Source organism: Patescibacteria group bacterium, from assembly GCA_018819405.1.
In the GTDB taxonomy this organism is placed as follows: domain Bacteria; phylum Patescibacteriota; class Patescibacteriia; order UBA1558; family GWA2-36-10; genus XYD1-37-29.
Window position 1 is genome coordinate 704108 of the sequence record JAHJQF010000001.1, and the last position, 19613, is coordinate 723720.

At 34.2% G+C, this 19613-nt stretch carries 14 protein-coding genes, 1 tRNA gene and 1 other RNA gene; all 16 read left to right on the forward strand.

What is annotated here, in order from left to right; all coding sequences use genetic code 11:
• Positions 1 to 101 precede the first annotated feature (101 nt).
• An RNA gene (gene rnpB, locus KKH39_03635) (RNase P RNA component class A) lies at positions 102 to 531 on the forward strand.
• A 293-nt stretch (positions 532 to 824) separates the two neighbouring features.
• The gene (locus tag KKH39_03640) at positions 825 to 2213 is read left to right on the forward strand and encodes a sugar transferase (protein MBU1203101.1); all 1389 of its coding nucleotides are present in this window, start codon (positions 825 to 827) and stop codon (positions 2211 to 2213) included.
• A gap of 65 nt (positions 2214 to 2278) precedes the next feature.
• Complete coding sequence (locus KKH39_03645; GenBank protein ID MBU1203102.1) at positions 2279 to 3361, forward strand: glycosyltransferase; 1083 nt, start codon at positions 2279 to 2281, stop codon at positions 3359 to 3361.
• The gene (locus tag KKH39_03650; GenBank protein ID MBU1203103.1) at positions 3358 to 4479 is read left to right on the forward strand and encodes a glycosyltransferase family 4 protein; all 1122 of its coding nucleotides are present in this window, start codon (positions 3358 to 3360) and stop codon (positions 4477 to 4479) included. Before KKH39_03645 ends, KKH39_03650 begins: the two co-directional genes overlap by 4 nt.
• A 71-nt stretch (positions 4480 to 4550) precedes the next feature.
• On the forward strand, positions 4551 to 5639 hold the full coding sequence (locus KKH39_03655) for a glycosyltransferase family 4 protein (GenBank protein ID MBU1203104.1): 1089 nt from the start codon (positions 4551 to 4553) through the stop codon (positions 5637 to 5639).
• Complete coding sequence (locus KKH39_03660; GenBank protein ID MBU1203105.1) at positions 5640 to 7244, forward strand: hypothetical protein; 1605 nt, start codon at positions 5640 to 5642, stop codon at positions 7242 to 7244.
• Between the two features lie 47 nt (positions 7245 to 7291).
• Positions 7292 to 9730: a DUF4012 domain-containing protein gene (locus tag KKH39_03665; GenBank protein MBU1203106.1), complete on the forward strand. Its 2439-nt coding sequence runs from the start codon at positions 7292 to 7294 to the stop codon at positions 9728 to 9730.
• Positions 9731 to 9741: 11 nt separating this feature from the next.
• A complete protein-coding gene (murJ, locus tag KKH39_03670) occupies positions 9742 to 11331 on the forward strand; it encodes a murein biosynthesis integral membrane protein MurJ (protein MBU1203107.1) in 1590 nt (529 codons plus the stop codon).
• The gene (lepA, locus tag KKH39_03675) at positions 11315 to 13090 is read left to right on the forward strand and encodes a translation elongation factor 4 (GenBank protein ID MBU1203108.1); all 1776 of its coding nucleotides are present in this window, start codon (positions 11315 to 11317) and stop codon (positions 13088 to 13090) included. The genes murJ and lepA overlap by 17 nt, the downstream gene beginning before the upstream one ends.
• Positions 13091 to 13242: 152 nt before the next feature.
• Positions 13243 to 13680 (forward strand): hypothetical protein, encoded by a 438-nt coding sequence (locus KKH39_03680; protein ID MBU1203109.1) that lies wholly within the window; start codon positions 13243 to 13245, stop codon positions 13678 to 13680.
• 36 nt (positions 13681 to 13716) lie between these two features.
• Positions 13717 to 14190 carry a hypothetical protein gene (locus KKH39_03685; protein ID MBU1203110.1) on the forward strand — a complete coding sequence of 158 codons (474 nt, stop codon included), beginning with the start codon at positions 13717 to 13719 and terminating at the stop codon, positions 14188 to 14190.
• A 3-nt stretch (positions 14191 to 14193) separates the two neighbouring features.
• Positions 14194 to 16665, forward strand: coding sequence for a type IV secretion system DNA-binding domain-containing protein (locus KKH39_03690; GenBank protein MBU1203111.1), 2472 nt, complete (start codon positions 14194 to 14196; stop codon positions 16663 to 16665).
• Between the two features lie 82 nt (positions 16666 to 16747).
• Positions 16748 to 17332, forward strand: a complete 585-nt coding sequence (locus KKH39_03695) for a hypothetical protein (protein ID MBU1203112.1) — start codon at positions 16748 to 16750, stop codon at positions 17330 to 17332.
• 7 nt (positions 17333 to 17339) lie between these two features.
• On the forward strand, positions 17340 to 18836 hold the full coding sequence (dnaX, locus tag KKH39_03700; GenBank protein ID MBU1203113.1) for a DNA polymerase III subunit gamma/tau: 1497 nt from the start codon (positions 17340 to 17342) through the stop codon (positions 18834 to 18836).
• Positions 18837 to 18846: 10 nt separating this feature from the next.
• Positions 18847 to 18920: transfer RNA gene (locus KKH39_03705), tRNA-Gln, on the forward strand.
• A gap of 259 nt (positions 18921 to 19179) precedes the next feature.
• Positions 19180 to 19557, forward strand: a complete 378-nt coding sequence (locus KKH39_03710; GenBank protein MBU1203114.1) for a pilin — start codon at positions 19180 to 19182, stop codon at positions 19555 to 19557.
• The last annotated feature ends 56 nt before the right edge of the window (positions 19558 to 19613 follow it).

Here is a 19613-nt window from a genome sequence, read left to right on the forward strand (position 1 = left end):
AAATAGTAAAATTTGGTATATACATAACATAGGCTTAAAAACCAAGGTAATCGCCGTGAACCACTCGCTTTGCTCGGGTACACGGCTCACGCCGCGTAGAGTAAAAGGGCTTGCCCTGATACCCGAACGGAGTGAGTGGTTCAGGGAGGAAAGTCCGAACACCATAAAAAAGTTAGTTGGTAACGCCAACCGATTGTAAGGGTGACTTTACAGTTAGAACAAGTGCAACAGAAAGTAAACCGCCCTGAGCATTGTGAGGGGTAAGGGTGAAAATGTGAGGTAAGAGCTCACGCGTTAGTGTGGTGACACATTAAAAGAGGTAAACTTTTAGCTGGTGAAAGGTCAAATAGGCTCTGAAAAGAGCGGGTAGACTGCTTGAGTCTATAGGCGACTATAGACCTAGATAGATGATTACCGGCGTAAAACTCACTTCGTTCGCCACGCGGCACGCCATGGATATATTGCACGCGTGACGTGACGAGCGAAGCGAGTTTTACGTCACAGAATTCGGCTTATTAGGTTTTTAAGCCTTTTTTATTTTGACTCGTTGGAGATTATTCTCCAACGGGTTTTGTGTAAAAAAAGAAGGGGACTGTTCTAAAACAGTCCCCGGCCACTCTTCTTGCCCTTGGTAGGCATGATTTGTGGCTTGGCTAATGCCCAGATGATCCGGGCAAGTAGCCGCCAGACAGTGAGGCAGTACTCGATGGGGAAGAGGATGATTTCACTTCTTTATTTAGACATATCATTATAGCATATTTTTAGTAAATTGTCAATATATATTTATTTACTAAATAAAGCCTAAATGTTATAGTATCTATACTATGAAAAGAGCAAATTTTGTTGTAAATATTGCTTTAGTGCCAATTGATTTTATATTGGTGATATTAGCGGCTGTTTCCGCTTATTTTTTACGTTTTTCAGATAATATTTCTGAGATAAGGCCAGTTTTTTATGAATTACCATTTAGTGAGTTTTTGGATTTGGCCTTAAAAGTATCGTTAGTGTCAATTTTAGTTTTTGCCATGTCGGGTTTTTATACTATGCGGGATAAAAAACTAGCCAAGGAATTGCCCAAAATTTTTAGTGGTGTTTCTACCGTGGGTATAATAATTATTTTATCTATTTTTTGGCAAAGAGAATTATTTTCATCCAGATTTATAATAATATTTTCCTGGGCTCTCACCATTGTGTATTTATTTTTGGCTAGAATTATTATTTTTTCTATTAGAAATTATTTTCTAAAAAAAGGATACGGACACTCCAATATCATTGTTTTAGGTTCGGAAGAAAGTAGAAACACTCTTGTAGATGAATATAAAAAAAAGCCCCAGTTGGGATTTACAGTCTTAGGGGAATTTACCAATTTATCTAGCTTAAAACAATCATTAGATATTCAAGAAAAAATCCAAAATAAAAAAGTAGACAGTATTATACAAACTGATTCCTCAATTGGTAAGACTGAGGCTTTAGATCTTTTGACGTATGCTCAGGAAAATCATATTAGCCTAAAATATGTTGCTTCTTTGTTTCAGACCCAGAGTCTTAACCTAAATATTATTAGCTTGGCTGGGCAACCTATTATAGAGATACAGGGCACGCCTTTGGATGGTTGGCGCAGAGTTTATAAAAGAATTTTCGATTGTGTAATGGCTATAGTATTGATTATTATGCTATCTCCATTATTGTTAATTCTAGCCTTAATAGTAAAGTTTAGTTCATCAGGACCGGTCATAGTCAGGCTACAAAGAGTCGGCGTTAAGGGCAGATCATTTTCAATGTACAAATTTCGTTCAATGATAAAAGGTGCCGAAAAAATGAAAAAAGAAATATTAGACCTAAATGAAAGATCCGATGGTCCTTTGTTTAAGATAAAAGACGACCCTAGAATAACCAAGTTTGGTAAATGGCTGAGACGAACCAGTCTAGATGAGCTTCCTCAACTTTTTAATGTACTAGCTGGACATATGAGTCTAGTAGGTCCTCGTCCCCATGAGCCTCAGGAAGTAGATCGCTATCAAAGGGGCTACAAAAAACTTTTGACTATCAAACCTGGTATCACCGGCATGGCTCAAGTTTCTGGACGTTCCAATTTACCTTTTACTGAGGAGGCAAAACTGGATATTTTTTATATAGAAAATTGGTCTGTGCTTTTGGATTTGATAATTTTGTTAAAAACTCCGAAAGCTATGTTTGAAGGAGACCGCGTCTAATATATTATCCCACTTATATGTTAATGGGGGGGGGTAATAAAGCTTGATTATTAATTTATAATGAGGTGAAAAAGGTTGCTTTAGCTCATGATCATTTGTTTCAAATAGGTGGCGCAGAAAAAGTACTAGCTACCTTGTCTGGTATATATCATCAGGCACCTATTTTTACATTGATTAATGACAAAAAAATAAGCAGAAAAATTTTGCCACAAGAAAATATAGAGACTTCAAAGTTGCAGAATGTCCCAAAAATTATATATTTGTTTAAACTTTTTTTGTTGTACATGCCAAAAATTTGGGAAAAAACTGATCTGAGTCGTTATGATATTATTATTTCTTCTTCCTCAGCTTTTGTAAAAGGTCTTTATAAAGGAAATAATAGTAAACATATTTGTTATTGTCATGCTCCTACTCGGTATCTTTGGGATGACAAAGAGGAATATATTATTAATTTACCGGAGGGTAAGTTTTTAAAAATATTTCTACCACACTTTTTGAATAAATTACAAAATTGGGATTTTTCTAAGGCACAAGACGTTGATTATTTCATAGCTAATTCAAATTTTATAGCTGATAAAATAAAAAAACATTACAAAAGGGATTCACTTGTGATTTATCCCCCCATAAATGTAAATGAATTTGAATTAGCTGATAAAATAGAAAATTATTTTTTGATTGTCAGCCGTCTCAGGCCATATAAAAAAGTAGATTTAGCAATCAAGGCTTTTAATAACCTAAAATTACCTTTGAAAGTTATTGGTTCTGGTTCAGAATTGACACGTTTGAAAAAAATGGCTCATTCTAATATTGAATTTCTAGGTGAGCTTGATGATAAGCAGAGAAATTATTATCTATCACGCTGTCGGGCCTTTATATATCCGCAGATAGAAGACTTTGGTATATCAGCTTTGGAAGCTATGGCATCAGGACGGCCAGTAATAGCTTATGCTAAAGGTGGAGCCTTGGAAACAGTGATAGAGGGCTTAAGTGGTACCTTTTTTGACGATCAGACCTGGGAATCATTGGCTCACAAAATTTTGCGCTTTGATGATGGGCAATATGACAAAAATAAGATAAGAGAACACGCCAAAAAATTTGACGAAGTAGTCTTTAGACAAAAAATATTAAATTTTGTTGAGAATATATGACAATAGGCATTGATATACGAGCATTATCAAATAAAAAGCTGACCGGTATTGGTAAGTATATTTATTATGCTATAGAAAATATTCTTTTGTATGACAAAAGCAATAAATATATTTTGATAAGTTCTGGTGTGCGAAAAAATGCTTATAGTCATTTAAAATTTGATGCTGATAATTTATCTTATCGTCATATAAGTATACCCAATAAATTACTTAATTTATTTTTTTATCTGGGTATTGGTAAAAGATGGTGTCATCAGTTTTCCAAAGACATTGATGTACTATGGATGCCCAATTTAAATTTTTATCAGATTGACAAATCAGTGCCATTAGTTTTGACAGTTCATGATTTGTCATTTTTGCATGATAGGGAATTTTATTCTTTAAAGAGAAGATATTGGCATAAGACGCTCAAGATAGATAGATTAGTCAAAAAAGCGGCGCAGATAATTGCTGTCTCGGCTAACACCAAAAGAGATATCGTCCGTTTTTTCCCCACTACCCAAGATAAGATACAAGTTATAAATCCGGGCGTGCATACTGTGGCTTTAGATGATGCCAAAGCTACTGAGCTTTTGAAAAAATATAATGTTCCAGAAAAATATTTTGTCTACGTAGGCACTCTTGAACCACGAAAAAATATAGCCAGCATTATCAAAGCTTTTGATCGTTTACATCTTGACTATCCGGATATATATTTACTTATTGCCGGTGGCAAAGGTTGGGTCTATAAAAATATCTTAAAAAATATTAATAAGCGTAATTATGTTCATTATCTTGACTATGTTGATTCACCAGCCAAAAATGCTCTATATTACAAAAGTCTTGGTTTGATTTGGCCCTCTTTTTATGAAGGTTTTGGTTTTCCACCAATGGAGGCTCTGTATTATAATATTCCAGTTATTGTCAGCTACAAGACATCTTTGCCTGAGACCCTAGGTGATCAGGCATTGTATGTGGATCCTTATAATATTTCAGATATTTATGAAAATATGAAATTTATCATTGAGGATAAAGAATTTAGCAAACAATATACTGCTTCAGCCAAGAATTTTAAATTGCCTAGTTGGCCAGAACAAGCCAAACAAATAGTAGACTTATTTAATAATATAAAGAAATGAACCCTGTTAGAAATTTGAACACGTAATTTCTTAAGGGGTGAAGTAAAAATTAATTATTAATTTCTAACGGGGTGAAAATTGCTATAGACTTTAGAATATTTGGTACTAAATATGGTGGCTTGGGACGCTACAATCATGAGTTTTTACGTCACCTTATAAAAATAGATTCTCAAAACAAATATATTCTTATTTTCAAAGAAGATCCAGGACTTGATTTGCCGAAAAATTTTCAAGTTGAGATTTGTGATTGTCACTGGTATAGTTTCAAAGAACAGTTTGTCTTACCATATATTTTATATAAAATAAAACCAGATTTAGTGCATTTTACCCATTTCAATGTGCCTATTTTATATAATAGTCCATATGTCGTGACTATCCATGATCTGATAATGACAAAATTTCCCAGCCAGCGAGCTAGCACACATAGTCGTATATTTTTTAGGTTAAAGTATTGGTTTTATCAGCAGGTGATAAGACACGCTATTTTCAATTCAGAAAGTATAATAGCTGTCTCCAAATTTACTGCTCAAGATATAATAAAATATTTTGAATTTACTGATGTTGAGAGTAAAAAAATTCAAGTTATTTATGAAGGTGTGTCTCAAGTTGAACCCAGTCAAAAAGAAGCTTTTAATCTACCAAAAAACTTTTTTCTTTACGTGGGTAATGCCTATCCTCATAAAAATTTAGAATTTTTGATAAACGCATTTGAAATGTTTTTTAATAAACACCCGGAATATCATTTGGTATTAGCCGGTAGCAAGGATTATTTTTACAAGCGTTTAGAGTCAGAGACAAAGTGTCCAAATATTATATTTACCGGCCATATTACAGATGATGTATTGGCCTCATATTATAAAAATGCTAGAGCTTATGTCTTTCCTTCAAAGTATGAAGGTTTTGGCCTACCACCTTTGGAGGCTATGGCTCATTCTCTGCCAGTATTATCTAGTCAGGCATCTTGTCTGCCAGAGATATTAGGACATAGCGCCTTATATTTTGATCCTGATGATCAAAATGATTTGTTCCAAAAGATGGAAGAGATAGTTGCAAATAATCTTTTACGTGCCGAGCTTATAAAAGCCGGACTCAAACAAATACAAAAATATTCTTGGTCTGATATGACCAAAAAAATACTAGAAGTTTACAAAAATTATTAGATGTTTAAAGATAAAAATAATTTATTATTTATACTTTTATCAGGCTTGATAGGTTTGGGTATTTTTATGTTTGTTTATTCTGAAACTCTTGATCCCAGATATGATGCTTGGATATTTACTACTGGGCATGATACTACTCAGAGTTATGTAGGTTGGATTATGTATCGCAATTCAGACTGGACCTTTCCAATTGGTATAGCTAAAAATTATGCCTATCCAATAGGAGCTTCTATCAGCTCTGCTGATTCTATACCAATTTTAGCTATACCTTTTAAAGTTATTAGAAATTTTTTGCCGACTACTTTTCAGTACTTTGGATTTTGGATAATGCTGTGCTTTGTTTTTCAGGCAATATTTGGATTTTTGTTGGCCAAGATTTTTTTAAAAGATGATAGTTTGTCTATATTGGCAAGTGTATTTTTTGTCTTTAGCCCAACAATGCTTTTTAGGCTGGGTGGTCATTTTGCTCTGGGTGGTCATTTTTTGATTTTGGCTGGGCTCTATTTACTACTTAAAAAACAAATAAAATCCTATATTTGGTGGTGGCCACTTTTGATGGCGTCACTCTTAGTCCATCCATATTTGTTGTTTATAAATTTCTTTTTATTTTTGGCTCATACTCTGATACTCTGGACTGATAAAAATATAAACACCCTTAAGCTATTTTTATACATATTTCTACAGATTATATTTGTCTTGTTGTTGACTTATGTCTTGGGATTGTTTTCATTGTCTAGCGCTGGGGCGCCTGGTTTTGGAGATTTTTCCATGAACTTAAACGCAATATTTAACCCTTTAGGCTGGTCCAAAATTTTACCAGACTGGCCTTTGATAAGATATCAAGAAGAAGGCTTCAATTATTTGGGTCTGGGTAGTTTGATATTAGTATTTTTTTCTTTTTATTATTTTATCAAAAATAAAAAATATAAAAAAGCCGGGGGAAAATACTGGCCTATATTTTTGGTATTATTAATTTTATTTTTTCTAGCTATTTCCAATACAGTGGCGATTTCTGATAAAATATTATGGACTGTAGCGCTACCAAAGATGATAAGTGAAGATATATTGGGTATTTTCCGTTCCTCAGGACGACTTTTCTGGCCAATATATTATTTGTTAATGCTGGGCTCTTTTTATATCTTAAAAAATATAAAATATAATTGGTCAATAATTTTAATGGCAATATTTTTGTTGATGCAGGTCTATGATTTATCTCACAAAGTATATTATAGGGGTTTGGAATTTGAAGGTCAGCTATGGCAAAATCAGTATTTAGAAAAAGAGATGCCTATTATTGCCAGAGGCTATAAACATATTTCTTTTTTGCCACTTGTACCGCATCGCAACTATATGGATTATGCTATTTTTGCGGCTAATAATAATATGACTATCAATAATGGCTTTTTTGCCCGCCAAGATGAAAATTTAGACAAACATATTGAACAAGAGATAAAAGAAGTAAAAGGCGGACTTATACAGACTGACACGATTTATATTTTTTCTCGTGATCATGAAGACTTTATAAAAAATCTAGATATGAGCCAACATCTTTTAACACAAATTGATAATACTTTTGTGCTTTCCCCGTACTATAAACAAAAATAATTTTTATCCTTTGTTTTTTGTTATATTTTCTGTTATAATATATTTTGATGTCAATCAAAGATACTAAAAATATCTATGAGCTTAAACAAGAACTTTTAGAGGAGTTGGATGATTTTTTGGTAGATGAAAATTTAGTTGGGCTTGTAAAAACTGAAAAAAAGAAAAAAGCTTTAGAGGAGTTGGATAAGCTTATTAAGCAGGATTTGTCATATCCTCAGATTTTATCTGCTTTGAAAAAAGATGTTAAAGAAGAGATAGTCACAGAGCCAAAAGCTAACAATAGCTCTATTGCATCTCCATCTAACCATGTTTTAGATCTGAGGAGTAATAAAAATTCTCCCAAATCCAAAGAATCTGTCTTTAAAAAATATCAGGGCAGTTGGCAGAGGACAGTTGAAAAAATAAACAACCCAAAATTAAAAAAAGCAAAAACTCAACAAATAGTGCCTAAAGAACCAACTAATAAGACTTCTAAAATAGCTTTTTATGTGCCAGCTATTGGCTTATCAGCTTTAGCTAGCCGTTTGGCGGTCTTTGTTCTAGTTTTGGCTGTGATATTGATGCCTATTCGAGCTCTAGTCTTTTATGGTCAAATAAAAGATGATAAGGCTAAAATTATTGATCTTGGGCAACGTGGCATGTTGAGTTTAGAATCGGGTGTGATATTGGCTTCAGAAAATTCCTATCAAGAAGCTCAATCCAACTTTGATGAGGCTCTAGACAATTTTTCTCAAGCTCGTCAGGTATTGGATGAATACCACAAATGGATGCTTAATGCAGCCGGTGTACTACCAATAGTTGGCAAGCCAATATCATTGAGTTCCAATATGTTGAATATTGCTAGCAATATTTCTGAAGCCGCTGGTATATTGAGTCAAAAAATGCAAAATAATGAGAGTCCAACTGATTATATTGCAGTTTTAAATACACAAATTGATAAAACATTACCATATTTGGAAAAGGCAAATAAAGACTTGGACGGCATCTCTAGTAATATACTACCAGCCAACATGCAAGTTTATTTTGATAGTTTGAAAGATTATTTACCTTCTACTATTGAGAGCCTAAAAAGTTTAAATCAAACTTTTGATACTATACTACCACTCTTGGGTCATGATGCAGAAAAAAGATATTTAGTACTTTTCCAAAACAATCACGAGCTTAGACCAACTGGTGGTTTTGTTGGTAGTTTTGCGATGTTTGATGTTTACCGAGGTAAAATTGTAAATTTGGATATTCCAGAAGGGGGTTTGTATGATTTGGAAGCTGGTCAAGGTCCGGCCATCAAAGCCCCAGATGCTTTGTCGCTTATAAATTCTCATTTTAATATTTGGGATGCCAACTGGTGGTATGATTTTCCAAGCTCTGCCAAAAAAATTACTTGGTTTTATAACCAAGCAGGGCAATCTTCTATAGATGGTGTGATAGCTATAAATGCAGATGTCCTCCAAGATTTATTGGCTGTATTAGGCCCTATTAGATTAGATGGATATAATCTTACTATAGACCAGTTCAATGTATTTGAAGTTTTACAGGAAGAAGTAGAATTAAATTATGATAAAGAAGAAAATAAACCAAAAGCCGTAGTAGCAGATTTGGTGCCAATAGTTTTAGAAAGGCTTTTGTCAAATACTGAAAAGCAAAAAGAAATAGTCTCAGTTTTGGTCCAGACCTTGGCCAAAAAAGATATACAAATTTATAGTAATCATCCTGATATTCAATCACAAATTGCTGACTTTGGTTGGGCCGGTCAGGCCTTATCGACCAATCGTGATTATTTGGCGGTCATCAATACCAATATTGGTGGTGGTAAAACAGATAATTATATATACCAAACTATTGACCACCAAGCTGAGATAATGCCAAACGGTGAGATTATTGATACAGTGCGTATCACCAGATCACATCGTGGAGATAAAGATAACCCTTTTGCCGGCTTAGACGGAGGTAATTTTAGTTATATAAGGGTATATACACCCTTAGGCAGTGATTTTATCCAAGCTATTGGTTTTGATAGTAGGCCATTTTCTTATATCCAAGCTGATAATAATGCTCAATTAGATCCAGATATTGCCCAAGAAGAATATAAAATGATTGATAGTGAGTCATCAACTGAGATATTTTCTAGTTTGGACAAAACAGTTTTTGCTGGTTGGACAGCTTTAAAGCCCGGAGAAACAAAAACAGTTTCTATCAAATATAAATTACCTTTTAAACTCAATACATCTGATCCTTTGATCAACGATTGGTGGCAGAAAATTTTGAAAAAAGATATTCGTCTTGATAATTACAGCCTCTTGGTCCAGTCACAGTCTGGCTTAAAAAATAATATATTTTATTCCTCAATCCTGTTACCAAATAATTTAAAAGTAATTTTTAATAATGCTACAGACAGTGATAGTCTCAATATTACCAATGACTTGATAACATATAGTACCGAACTTGTCCGAGATCAATATTTTGGCTTTATTGTAGCTAGTAAATAATTTTTTATATCATGTGGCGGAAGCTGTGGTACAAAATCAATAACACAGTCACAGGGGGTGCATTTATAATCGCCTGTTTTTCTTTTTTGGCCAAAATAATTGCTTTGTTTAGAGAGAGACTTATTGCTCACAATTTTGGCGCCAGTGAGATATCTGATGTTTACTACGCAGCTTTTCGTCTGCCTGATCTTATATTCAATACTTTGGTCTTAGGAGCTCTTACCTCGGCCTTTATCCCTGTCTTTCAAAAAGTCTGGCGCAAAGATAAGGAAGAGGGGATTTATCTTTCAAATTCAGTCTTGAATTTTTTCTTATTGTTTGTTGGGGTTTTGGTTATATTGGCGATTATTTTTGCTGATAGAATAATGCCTCTTATTACACCAGGGTTTTCCGAATGGCAGATGACCGAGCTTATAAGATTGACCAGAATTATGCTTTTGGCCGTTATATTTTTTGTAATCTCCAATGTAGTGGGTGGAGTATTGAATTCTATGAAAAGATTTTTTAGTTTTTCTTTGGCTGCTAGTTTTTACAATATTGGTATTATCATCGGAATTGTGTATTTTTATAAGATATATGGCCTCTTGGGTTTAGCTTATGGAGTTTTATTAGGCGCTGTACTTCATCTTTTAGTTCAACTGCCAGAAATTATAAAAAATGGTTGGCGTTATAAATTAGTTTTAACCTTTGATAAAAATCTTTTTAAGATATTAAAACTAATGTTGCCTCGGACAATTGGTTTGGCAGCCGGTCAAGTCAATTTGATTGCCATTACCATGATTGCTTCTACTCTTAGTGTTGGTAGTATTGCCGTTTTTAATTTAGCTAATAATTTGCAAAGTTTGCCGGTCAGTTTATTTGCTGTGTCATTGGCAGTGGCAGTATTTCCGACTTTTACTCAGGCGGCTAGTGAAAAAAATGATGCTATGTTTGCTGAAAATTTTTCCAAAAGTTTTAGGCGGATATTATTTTTATTGATTCCCACTTCAGTTTTATTAGTTATTTTACGAGCTCAGATAGTGCGTGTCATATTAGGCACCGGGGCATTTAGCTGGTCCAATACTGCTGATACAGCTCAAGCGCTGGGCTTTTTTGCCATATCTATATTTGCTCAGGGGCTTATACCACTCTTGGCTAGATCTTTTTATGCATATGAGGACACCAAGACGCCAATGACAATTAGTATTTTTAGTATTGCTTTAAATATTGTTTTATCTTGGTATCTGGCCAAAATTTATGGAGTAGTTGGTCTAGCATTGTCATTTAGTATCAGTAGTATATTAAATATGTTCTTATTATACGTGACTTTAAATTTGAAAGTACAAAATCTTGATACTAATAAAATAGTTAATTCATTACTTAAAATTTTATTTAATTCATTTTTTGCCGCTTCAGTAACCTACGCCGGCCTTCATTTGTTTGCTCCATTGGTAGATATGCGTACCTTTTTAGGTATATTTTTGCAAGGCTTGGCCGCCGGCTCACTGGGCTTGATAACTTACTTAGTTTTAGGTATAGTATTCAAACTAGATGAGTTAGCAATTGTAAAACAGTTATTAAAGAGGTCATTATTATTGTTTAAAAATGGAAAACATACGTAATTTTTGCATAATTGCCCATATAGACCATGGTAAATCTACTTTAGCAGATAGAATGTTGGAGATTACCGGTACAGTAGAAAAACGAAGAATGAAGGCTCAACTGCTTGATCAGATGGACCTAGAAAGAGAAAGGGGTATTACTATCAAACTTCAGCCGGCCAGAATGATGTGGCAAGGTAAAATTTTGAATTTGATAGATACACCGGGGCATGTTGATTTTAGCTATGAAGTATCACGTTCTTTGGCGGCGGTAGAAGGAGCTATATTATTGGTGGATGCTACTCAAGGTGTAGAAGCTCAGACTCTAGCCAACCTTTATTTAGCTGTTGATCAAAACCTGGATATTATATCAGTAATAAATAAAATTGATTTACCAGCTGCTGATGTCGAAAAGGTTACTACCGAGATTATAAACCTATTGGGTTGTCAAAAAGATGACATCCTACATGTGTCGGCCAAAACAGGGCAGGGGGTAGATAAGGTATTAGATAAAATTGTAGATAAAATTAAAACACCTCAGGACAATAATCCGGATTTGCAGGCTTTAATTTTTGATTCGGCTTATGATGAATATAGGGGTGTGGTTATATATACTAGAGTTTTTGGTGGTAGAATAAAAAAAGGTGACAAAATAAAATTTGTAGCCAATCAAGAAGAAACTGAAGTTTTGGATGTGGGTTATTTTGTACCAAGCTGGCAAAGCTCCGGTAAACTAGAAAATGGTGAAATTGGGTATTTGGTAACTGGTATAAAAAACTTAGAAAAAGCCAAAGTAGGAGATACTATAGTTTCTTATGATAAGAATACAGCCGCTTTGCCTGGCTATAAACAAATCAAGCCGGTGGTTTATGCTGGTATATTTCCTCAGGAAGGCAGTCAATATCAGAGACTTAGAGAGGCTATCTTAAAGCTAAAACTCAGTGACGCCAGTTTGGTGTTTGAGCCAGCTAGCTCTGTGGCTCTTGGTTTTGGTTTTAGGTGTGGTTTTCTTGGGCTTTTACATTTGGAAATATTTCAAGAAAGACTAAAAAGAGAACACAAATTAGATCTTATTGTCACTACGCCAACCGTAGCTTATAAAATATTTTTGACAAACGGACAAACTCAAGTCTTGACCTCTCCATCTGATCTGCCGGAGCACAGTAAAATAGCTTATATAGAAGAGCCATATATGCATATTGAAGTGATTAGTCCCAAAAAATATATGGGTTCACTAATGGAATATATAATTTCCCAAAAAGGTATTTCCAAAAGCACAGAGTTTATTGATGAGGGTAGACTTATTTTACGCTTTGATATACCTCTAGCTAGTATTTTGGTGGATTTTTATGACAACATAAAAAGTATTTCATCCGGCTATGCGTCCTTAAATTATGATTTGGCAGATTATCGCAAGTGTGAAATTGTAAAAATGGATATATTGGTAGCCGAACAGCCAGTAGAAGCTCTGACTACGCTGGTCTACAAAGACGAAGCACATCAGATTGGTAAAAGGATTGTCAACAAACTAAAAGAAGTATTGCCTCGCCAACAGTTTGCTCTCAAATTGCAAGCTGCCGTGGGAGGGAAAATAGTGGCCGGTGAAAAACTCTCAGCTCTGAGAAAAGATGTTACGGCAAAACTGTATGGCGGTGATGTCACTCGTAAGCGAAAACTTTTGGAAAAACAAAAAAAGGGCAAGAAAAAAATGGCCCAAATTGGCAAAGTAGAAATACCCCAGGAAGCCTATCTGGCAGTCCTTAAAAAAGACAATCGTTAGTAGCTACCAGAGCCAATAGAAGATCCTAAAGTCCACATTATCATAGAAAATATGATAAATATTGAAAAAATAATCCAAATAATTCTTTGAGTTTTTCTTTTCATCTGGCTAAAAATTAATTATCAAATAATTTTTCTTTCAGGGTGCATAATATGGATAATTTTAACAAATTTTTACATTCAGGGGAAGAGCTAGTAACGATAGTTAGGTCAAAATCAGCCTCATACAATATTTTTTTAACTATTAGCCTTATTTTATTAGCTTTTTTTATGTTATTTCCTATGTGGAAAGTAGGTAGGCAGGGATTTTGGCTATGGATTTTTTTAGTATTTTTTTTGATTTATTTATTAATCACACAAATTTTAAACAAGGAAAGTCTGTATTTAATCACTAACCGGCGTATAATCCACCTAAAAATATATACTAAAGATGATTACAAATCTGCTGGCTCGGTAAAAATAAATCAAATAGAAAATATAAAAAAACAAAATAATACTATACAAATTTTTATAAACAACAAAAAATATTACCTTACTAACATTGAAAAAGCTGACAAGGTATATAATTTTATAAAGTCCAAAATTTTATAGCTATGATTGTAGCCTAAAAAATGTTATAATATAGCCATGCCAGAAGTTTTGGAACCAAAGATATTGAAAGTTGAAAAAATGCCGGCTCCGGAAACATCTCCAGAGCAAATTTCTAGTTCTGAAAAAAATTCGGAAAAAATGCCGACTTTGGATAAAGAAAGCCAACAAGTATCAGAAATTTCTTTGCCACAAACTCCAACAAACCAGGCCATAGTATCAGATGATGAAATGGTTTTGCAAAAAGTGGAAAATATTTTATCAGCAAATATGGATAAAGTATTTTTGTCACTAGATATTTCTATGCAGACTAGATTTAAAATCAAAGGTGAAGAAACGGCCAAAAAAATATCTGGACTTTTAAGAAATACCAGTGTCAAAACAAAAGATATCTTATCCCTTATACTTGAATGGTTACGTATTGTCCCTAAAATTAATAAGCATTTTTTGGAGCAAGAAGCAAAAATAAAAACTGATAATATATTAAAACTTCATAAAGAAAAACAAAATTAAATCATGCTAGATTACATTGTTATAGGGTTTATAATATTATTTTTCTTAACCGTAATAACTATTCTATTACGCTGGCTTTACATACGTTGGGGTGACAAAAGTAACAAAGGAGTATCCTTTGTTGTTTTACGTATAAAGGTTCCCCAATATTCTACTCAAGAAAAAGACAAAGAAAATAAGGAATATATCCAAAATAGTTTAGGTCAAATTGAAAATTTTTTTACAGTGCTAAGTGGCTTAAAGGCTCAGCGCAAAATAAGACGAACTGATTTATTTTCTATAGAGCTGGTCTCAGATAGTGGTATTATAAATATATATGCTGCTATGCCACCATCTTTAAAGGATTTTTTTGTGGAACACTTGCAATCTGTCTACCCACATATACATTATGAAGAAGTGAGTGATTATAATATATTTCAGCCAAATGGCGTGATACTTGCCGGATCTCTTCGTTTTGCTAGGGATTATAGTCTACCTATTAGGACTTACCGTAAGTTTGAAAATGACCCAATGGAGTCAATTACTAATGCTTTGAGTAAGCTAAATGAAAATGAAGGCGCGGCAATTCAATATGTTTTCCGTTCGTCTAAGTCAAAATGGCATTCTCGTGGCCGAAAAATAGCTCAGCATATGCACCGGGGCTTGACTTATAATGAGGCTTTGAAAAAAGCGGGGGGAGGGGGAGGATTTTTTAATACTAGCGCCAAAATTTTTGGTTTTTTTATAGATTTCTTTACAACTCGTGATCCTAATAAAGAAAAAGAAAAAACACCAGAACCACAGCCATTATCTGCTATGGAGCAAGAAAGAGCCAAAGGTATGGAAGAAAAAACTGCCAAATCAGGTTTGGATGTCAATATTCGGATGGTTGTTTCTACACCATCTAAGGAAAGATCTACAGCCATTCTTTCAGATATAATGAATAGTTTTTCCCAATACAATATATATGAATTTGGTAATAGTTTCAAAATTTTTTTACCGAGAAATATTGATACTTATGTAGAACATTTTATATACAGACATTTTGTTCCTCAAAACAGTATGCTTCTCAATTCTGAAGAAATGACCAGCGTTGTCCACTTACCTATACCTGGCACTCATACTCCAAACATTGATTGGTTAGGAGCAGTGGAAGCTGCCCCACCAACCAATATGCCTACTGAGGGTATTATTTTAGGTTTAAATACTTATCGTGGTAAAAAGACTGTAGTGCGTATAAAAGATGAGGATAGGCGTCGTCATATGTATGAGATTGGTCAAACGGGCACTGGTAAATCCGTATTTTTAGAAAGTCTAGTTATTCAGGATATAGAAGCTGGCAGAGGCGTTTGTGTCTTAGATCCACACGGCGACCTAGTAGAAAAAGTCTTGGCCCATATTCCAAAAGAAAGAGCTGAAGATGTAATTCTTTTTGATCCCTCTGATGTTGGTAGACCAATGGGTATGAATATGTTGGAATTTGAGACTGAAGAACAAAAAAGTTTTGTGATCAATGAAATGATTGCTATTTTTGATAAATTATATGATCTCAAAGCAACAGGTGGGCCTATGTTTGAGCAGTATATGAGAAATGCCATGTTGCTTATTATGGAAGACAAAGAATCCGGGGCAACACTTTTAGAAATCCCCAAAGTTTTATCGGATAGTTTATATAGGAAACAAAAATTAGAAAAAGTAAAAAACTATTTAGTTCGTGATTTTTGGGAAAAAGAAGCCCAAAAAGCTGGTGGTGAAGCATCACTTGCCAATATGGTACCTTATATCACCAGTAAGCTGACACCTTTTCTTTCCAACGACCTTATTCGTCCTATTGTTTCTCAGGAAAAGAGCGCTTTCAATTTCAGAAAAGCCATGGATGAAGATAAGATTATTTTGGTCAACCTGTCTAAAGGTAAGATTGGTGATATGAATAGTAGTTTGCTGGGTATGATTGTGATTGGTAAAATACTATATGCTGCTTTGAGCAGAGTAGACATGCCAGAAGACCAACGAAAAGATTTTTATCTTTATATTGATGAGTTTCAAAATTATATTACCGATAGTATTTCTGTAATTTTATCAGAAGCTAGAAAATATAAATTAAATCTTATTTTGGCTCATCAATTTTTGGCTCAGTTGGTCAAAAATAATGATACCCGAATCAAGGATGCTGTGTTTGGAAATGTAGGCACTATAATTTCCTATAGGATAGGTGTAGATGATGCTGAGGTAATAGCCAAACAAATGGCTCCAGTTGTATCAGAATATGATCTGTTAAACATGCCCAAGTATACCTGTTATGTAAAACTTTTGATAGATAATCAAAATCCACCAGCTTTCAATTTTATGCCTGTTTTACCTGAAAAAGGAAATTATGAATTAGCCAAAACAATCAAAGAGTTGTCTCGCTTAAAGTATGGTAGAGATAAACAAGTAGTGGAAAATGAGATCAGAATACGTTCAAATATTGTAGCTGATCCACCAAAAGTGGCCTAATTTATCTACATTGCCAAGAGGTATAATTTATGATAAATTTATAGGGCAAATAAGTTTGCAAAAGCGATAAATAAAAACAAAAATGGCAAACACAAAAAAAATCAAAGATTTAGAAGCTTTGGTATATAATCTAGAATTGGAACTCAAAAAAACCAAACAAGTTTTGGGTGAGCTGAGCGGAAAAAGCGGCCGAGAGTCAATTGATTATTCATTACGGGCGGCTGAACTAGGCAGTGAAAAAGACACTGATAATGGTTTGATTATTGAAGGAGTTTTCAACGGGCAGATAATGATTGGTCCAGATGGCAAACAATATAGTGTGCCAGCCAATTATGCTTCAAAATCCAAGTTAGTTGAAGGAGATATACTAAAACTTACTATAATAAACGACGGTTCTTTTATTTTCAAACAAATATCGCCAGTGGAAAGAAGGCGAATGGTTGGCCATTTGATCAAAGACAAAAAAACCAATGATTTTGTGGTATTGTCTGGAGACAAGATTTATAAAGTATTAATGGCTTCCGTTACTTATTTCAAAGGTGAAGAAGGTGATGAAGTGGTTATTTTGGCGCCCAAGGACTCTGATAGTAACTGGGCGGCTGTGGAAAATATAGTCAAAAATAATAATACAACAACTTCTACTGACGATTTCGAACTTAGTTTGTAACTTAATTATGTCTGAAGTAATTTATAGAAAGTACCGACCTAAAACTTTCAAAGAGGTCGTTGGTCAGAAGCCGATAAAAATTACCCTAGAAAATGAAATAGTAAGTGGGCATATTGCCCACGCTTATTTATTTGTCGGACCTCGTGGCACTGGTAAAACAACTTTAGCTAGATTGTTTGCCCGTTCTTTAAATTGTTTAAATAGGCCAAACAAAGAAGCTGAGCCCTGTAATGAATGTCAAATCTGCCAACTTATACTATCTGGGCAAAGTATGGATATTATAGAAATAGACGCGGCTTCTCACACCGGTGTTGATAATGTACGAGAAAATATTATTGCCAATTCTCAGGTGCCTCCCTTTAACAATAAAGGTTTTAAAGTTTTTATTATCGATGAGGTGCATATGCTTTCCAAGTCAGCCTTTAATGCGCTATTAAAAACTTTGGAAGAGCCGCCAAAAAACGTAATTTTTATATTGGCAACTACAGAAATACATAAAGTACCAGAGACTATTATATCTCGTTGTCAGCGTTTTGATTTTAAAAAAATTCCCCTAAAAGATATTGTCAAGAGAATGTCAGAAATTATAGAATGGGAAAAAGTCAGTGTATCTGATAATGTATTGGGTCAGATTGCTAGACGTAGTGAAGGATGTTTACGTGATGCCGAATCTCTTTTGGGGCAAGTTATTTCTATTAGCTCAGGAGAAGTTACTGATGAGATGGCTTCATTGGTATTACCACGCAGCAATTGGCATGAAGTAGATGCTCTAGTAGAATCACTAAGAATGAATAATTTGTCTACCGCTCTCAATCAACTAAACAAATTAGTGGATGAGGGGATAGACCTAGCTACATTTACCAGTGATCTTATAGATTATCTCCGACAGATTATGCTTTATCAAATTATCGGGCCTAGCTATAATCTTGATTTTGATGATAATTTAAGTACTGCCATAAAAAAACACGCCCAAGAATTTCCTTTGGAAAGTCTATCAAAACTATTAGATATACTACTGCGTAGATTGGCAATTAAAGATTCTGTTATAGATCAACTTCCTCTAGAGTTGGCTTGTGTGGAATTTTTATTGGATAAAGAAATAGAAAATACAGATGTCAAAAAAGATGAAAAACCAAATCAGTTGCCAAAAAAAATCGCTTCTGGAAATGACATAAAAGATATACAATCTCTATGGTCACAAGTTGTAGAAAGTACCAAAGAACTAAATCATTCTATTTCTACTGTTTTGATAACCAGCCACCCTTTGACAATTGAGCAAAATTCTATTATTATCGGTCTTGAATATAGTTTCCATAAAGAACAACTAGATAAACCCATGGTAAAAAACCATTTAGCTAAGGTATTTGAAGATATATTCGACAAAAAATTCTCAATTGGCTTTGAGATAGATAATAATTATAAAGAAAATCACCAGAATTTTAAGGGTAAAAATGAAAATGGAGTAGGTGAGGCGCTAGATACTTTTGGTGGCGAGCTACTTTAAATTAATATGTTCGGGGATCGTCTAATGGTAGGACAACGGGTTCTGGTCCCGTCAATTGGGGTTCGAGTCCCTATCCCCGAGCCAAGCGAACAAAGTGAGCGCGGGCTCGGGTTAAAAAAATCCGAGTCGGAGACGATGTTCCTAAGATGCTGTGCAATGGCACAGCGCCCCGAGCCATGAACCGTTACGGTTCATAGCCGAGCCAGCTAGAAAAAGACGAATATTGTTTCGCCTTTTTTGTTTATTAAAAAACGAGTAGGGACTCGAACGGGCAGAAGTGAGATTATAGTATTTTTAATATATTTATGCTAATATATAAGCAGATAAAAATTAATCTAAAACCATGAAAAAAATACTATTATTACTTTTGCTGTTTGCGCCAAAATTAGCTAGTGCTTCTACGCCACCCTCAGACCCTTCAGACCCTTGGGGCATCAATGACTTTTCCAAAACTAATATTGCCTTGGGCAGTAAACCACTACGTGAGACAATTGGTGGGGTCGTCAATATTGCTTTAGGATTTTTAGGAATTTTGACTACTTTACTTATCCTGTGGGGCGGCTTTAAATGGATGACTTCTGCTGGTAACTCTGAGCAGGTTGATCAGGCCAAAAGAATTATTAGTGCCGGTGTCATTGGATTGATTATTGTATTGAGTGCTTATGCTATTTCAAGATATGTCTTGATAGAATTACGTAAAGAAACTGTTGAAGGTGTATAAAATAAAAATTTAATTTAATAAAATTAATAAACTCTTATTATGAAAAAATTTTCATA

Coding starts and splice junctions, on each gene's coding strand:
- dnaX (MBU1203113.1), top strand. CDS start 17,340: ATGTCTGAAGTAATTTATAGAAAGTACCGACCTAAAACTTTCAAAGAG.
- KKH39_03690 (MBU1203111.1), top strand. CDS start 14,194: ATGCTAGATTACATTGTTATAGGGTTTATAATATTATTTTTCTTAACC.
- KKH39_03710 (MBU1203114.1), top strand. CDS start 19,180: ATGAAAAAAATACTATTATTACTTTTGCTGTTTGCGCCAAAATTAGCT.
- murJ (MBU1203107.1), top strand. CDS start 9,742: ATGTGGCGGAAGCTGTGGTACAAAATCAATAACACAGTCACAGGGGGT.
- KKH39_03680 (MBU1203109.1), top strand. CDS start 13,243: ATGGATAATTTTAACAAATTTTTACATTCAGGGGAAGAGCTAGTAACG.
- KKH39_03650 (MBU1203103.1), top strand. CDS start 3,358: ATGACAATAGGCATTGATATACGAGCATTATCAAATAAAAAGCTGACC.
- KKH39_03685 (MBU1203110.1), top strand. CDS start 13,717: ATGCCAGAAGTTTTGGAACCAAAGATATTGAAAGTTGAAAAAATGCCG.
- lepA (MBU1203108.1), top strand. CDS start 11,315: ATGGAAAACATACGTAATTTTTGCATAATTGCCCATATAGACCATGGT.
- KKH39_03665 (MBU1203106.1), top strand. CDS start 7,292: ATGTCAATCAAAGATACTAAAAATATCTATGAGCTTAAACAAGAACTT.
- KKH39_03695 (MBU1203112.1), top strand. CDS start 16,748: ATGGCAAACACAAAAAAAATCAAAGATTTAGAAGCTTTGGTATATAAT.
- KKH39_03660 (MBU1203105.1), top strand. CDS start 5,640: ATGTTTAAAGATAAAAATAATTTATTATTTATACTTTTATCAGGCTTG.
- KKH39_03640 (MBU1203101.1), top strand. CDS start 825: ATGAAAAGAGCAAATTTTGTTGTAAATATTGCTTTAGTGCCAATTGAT.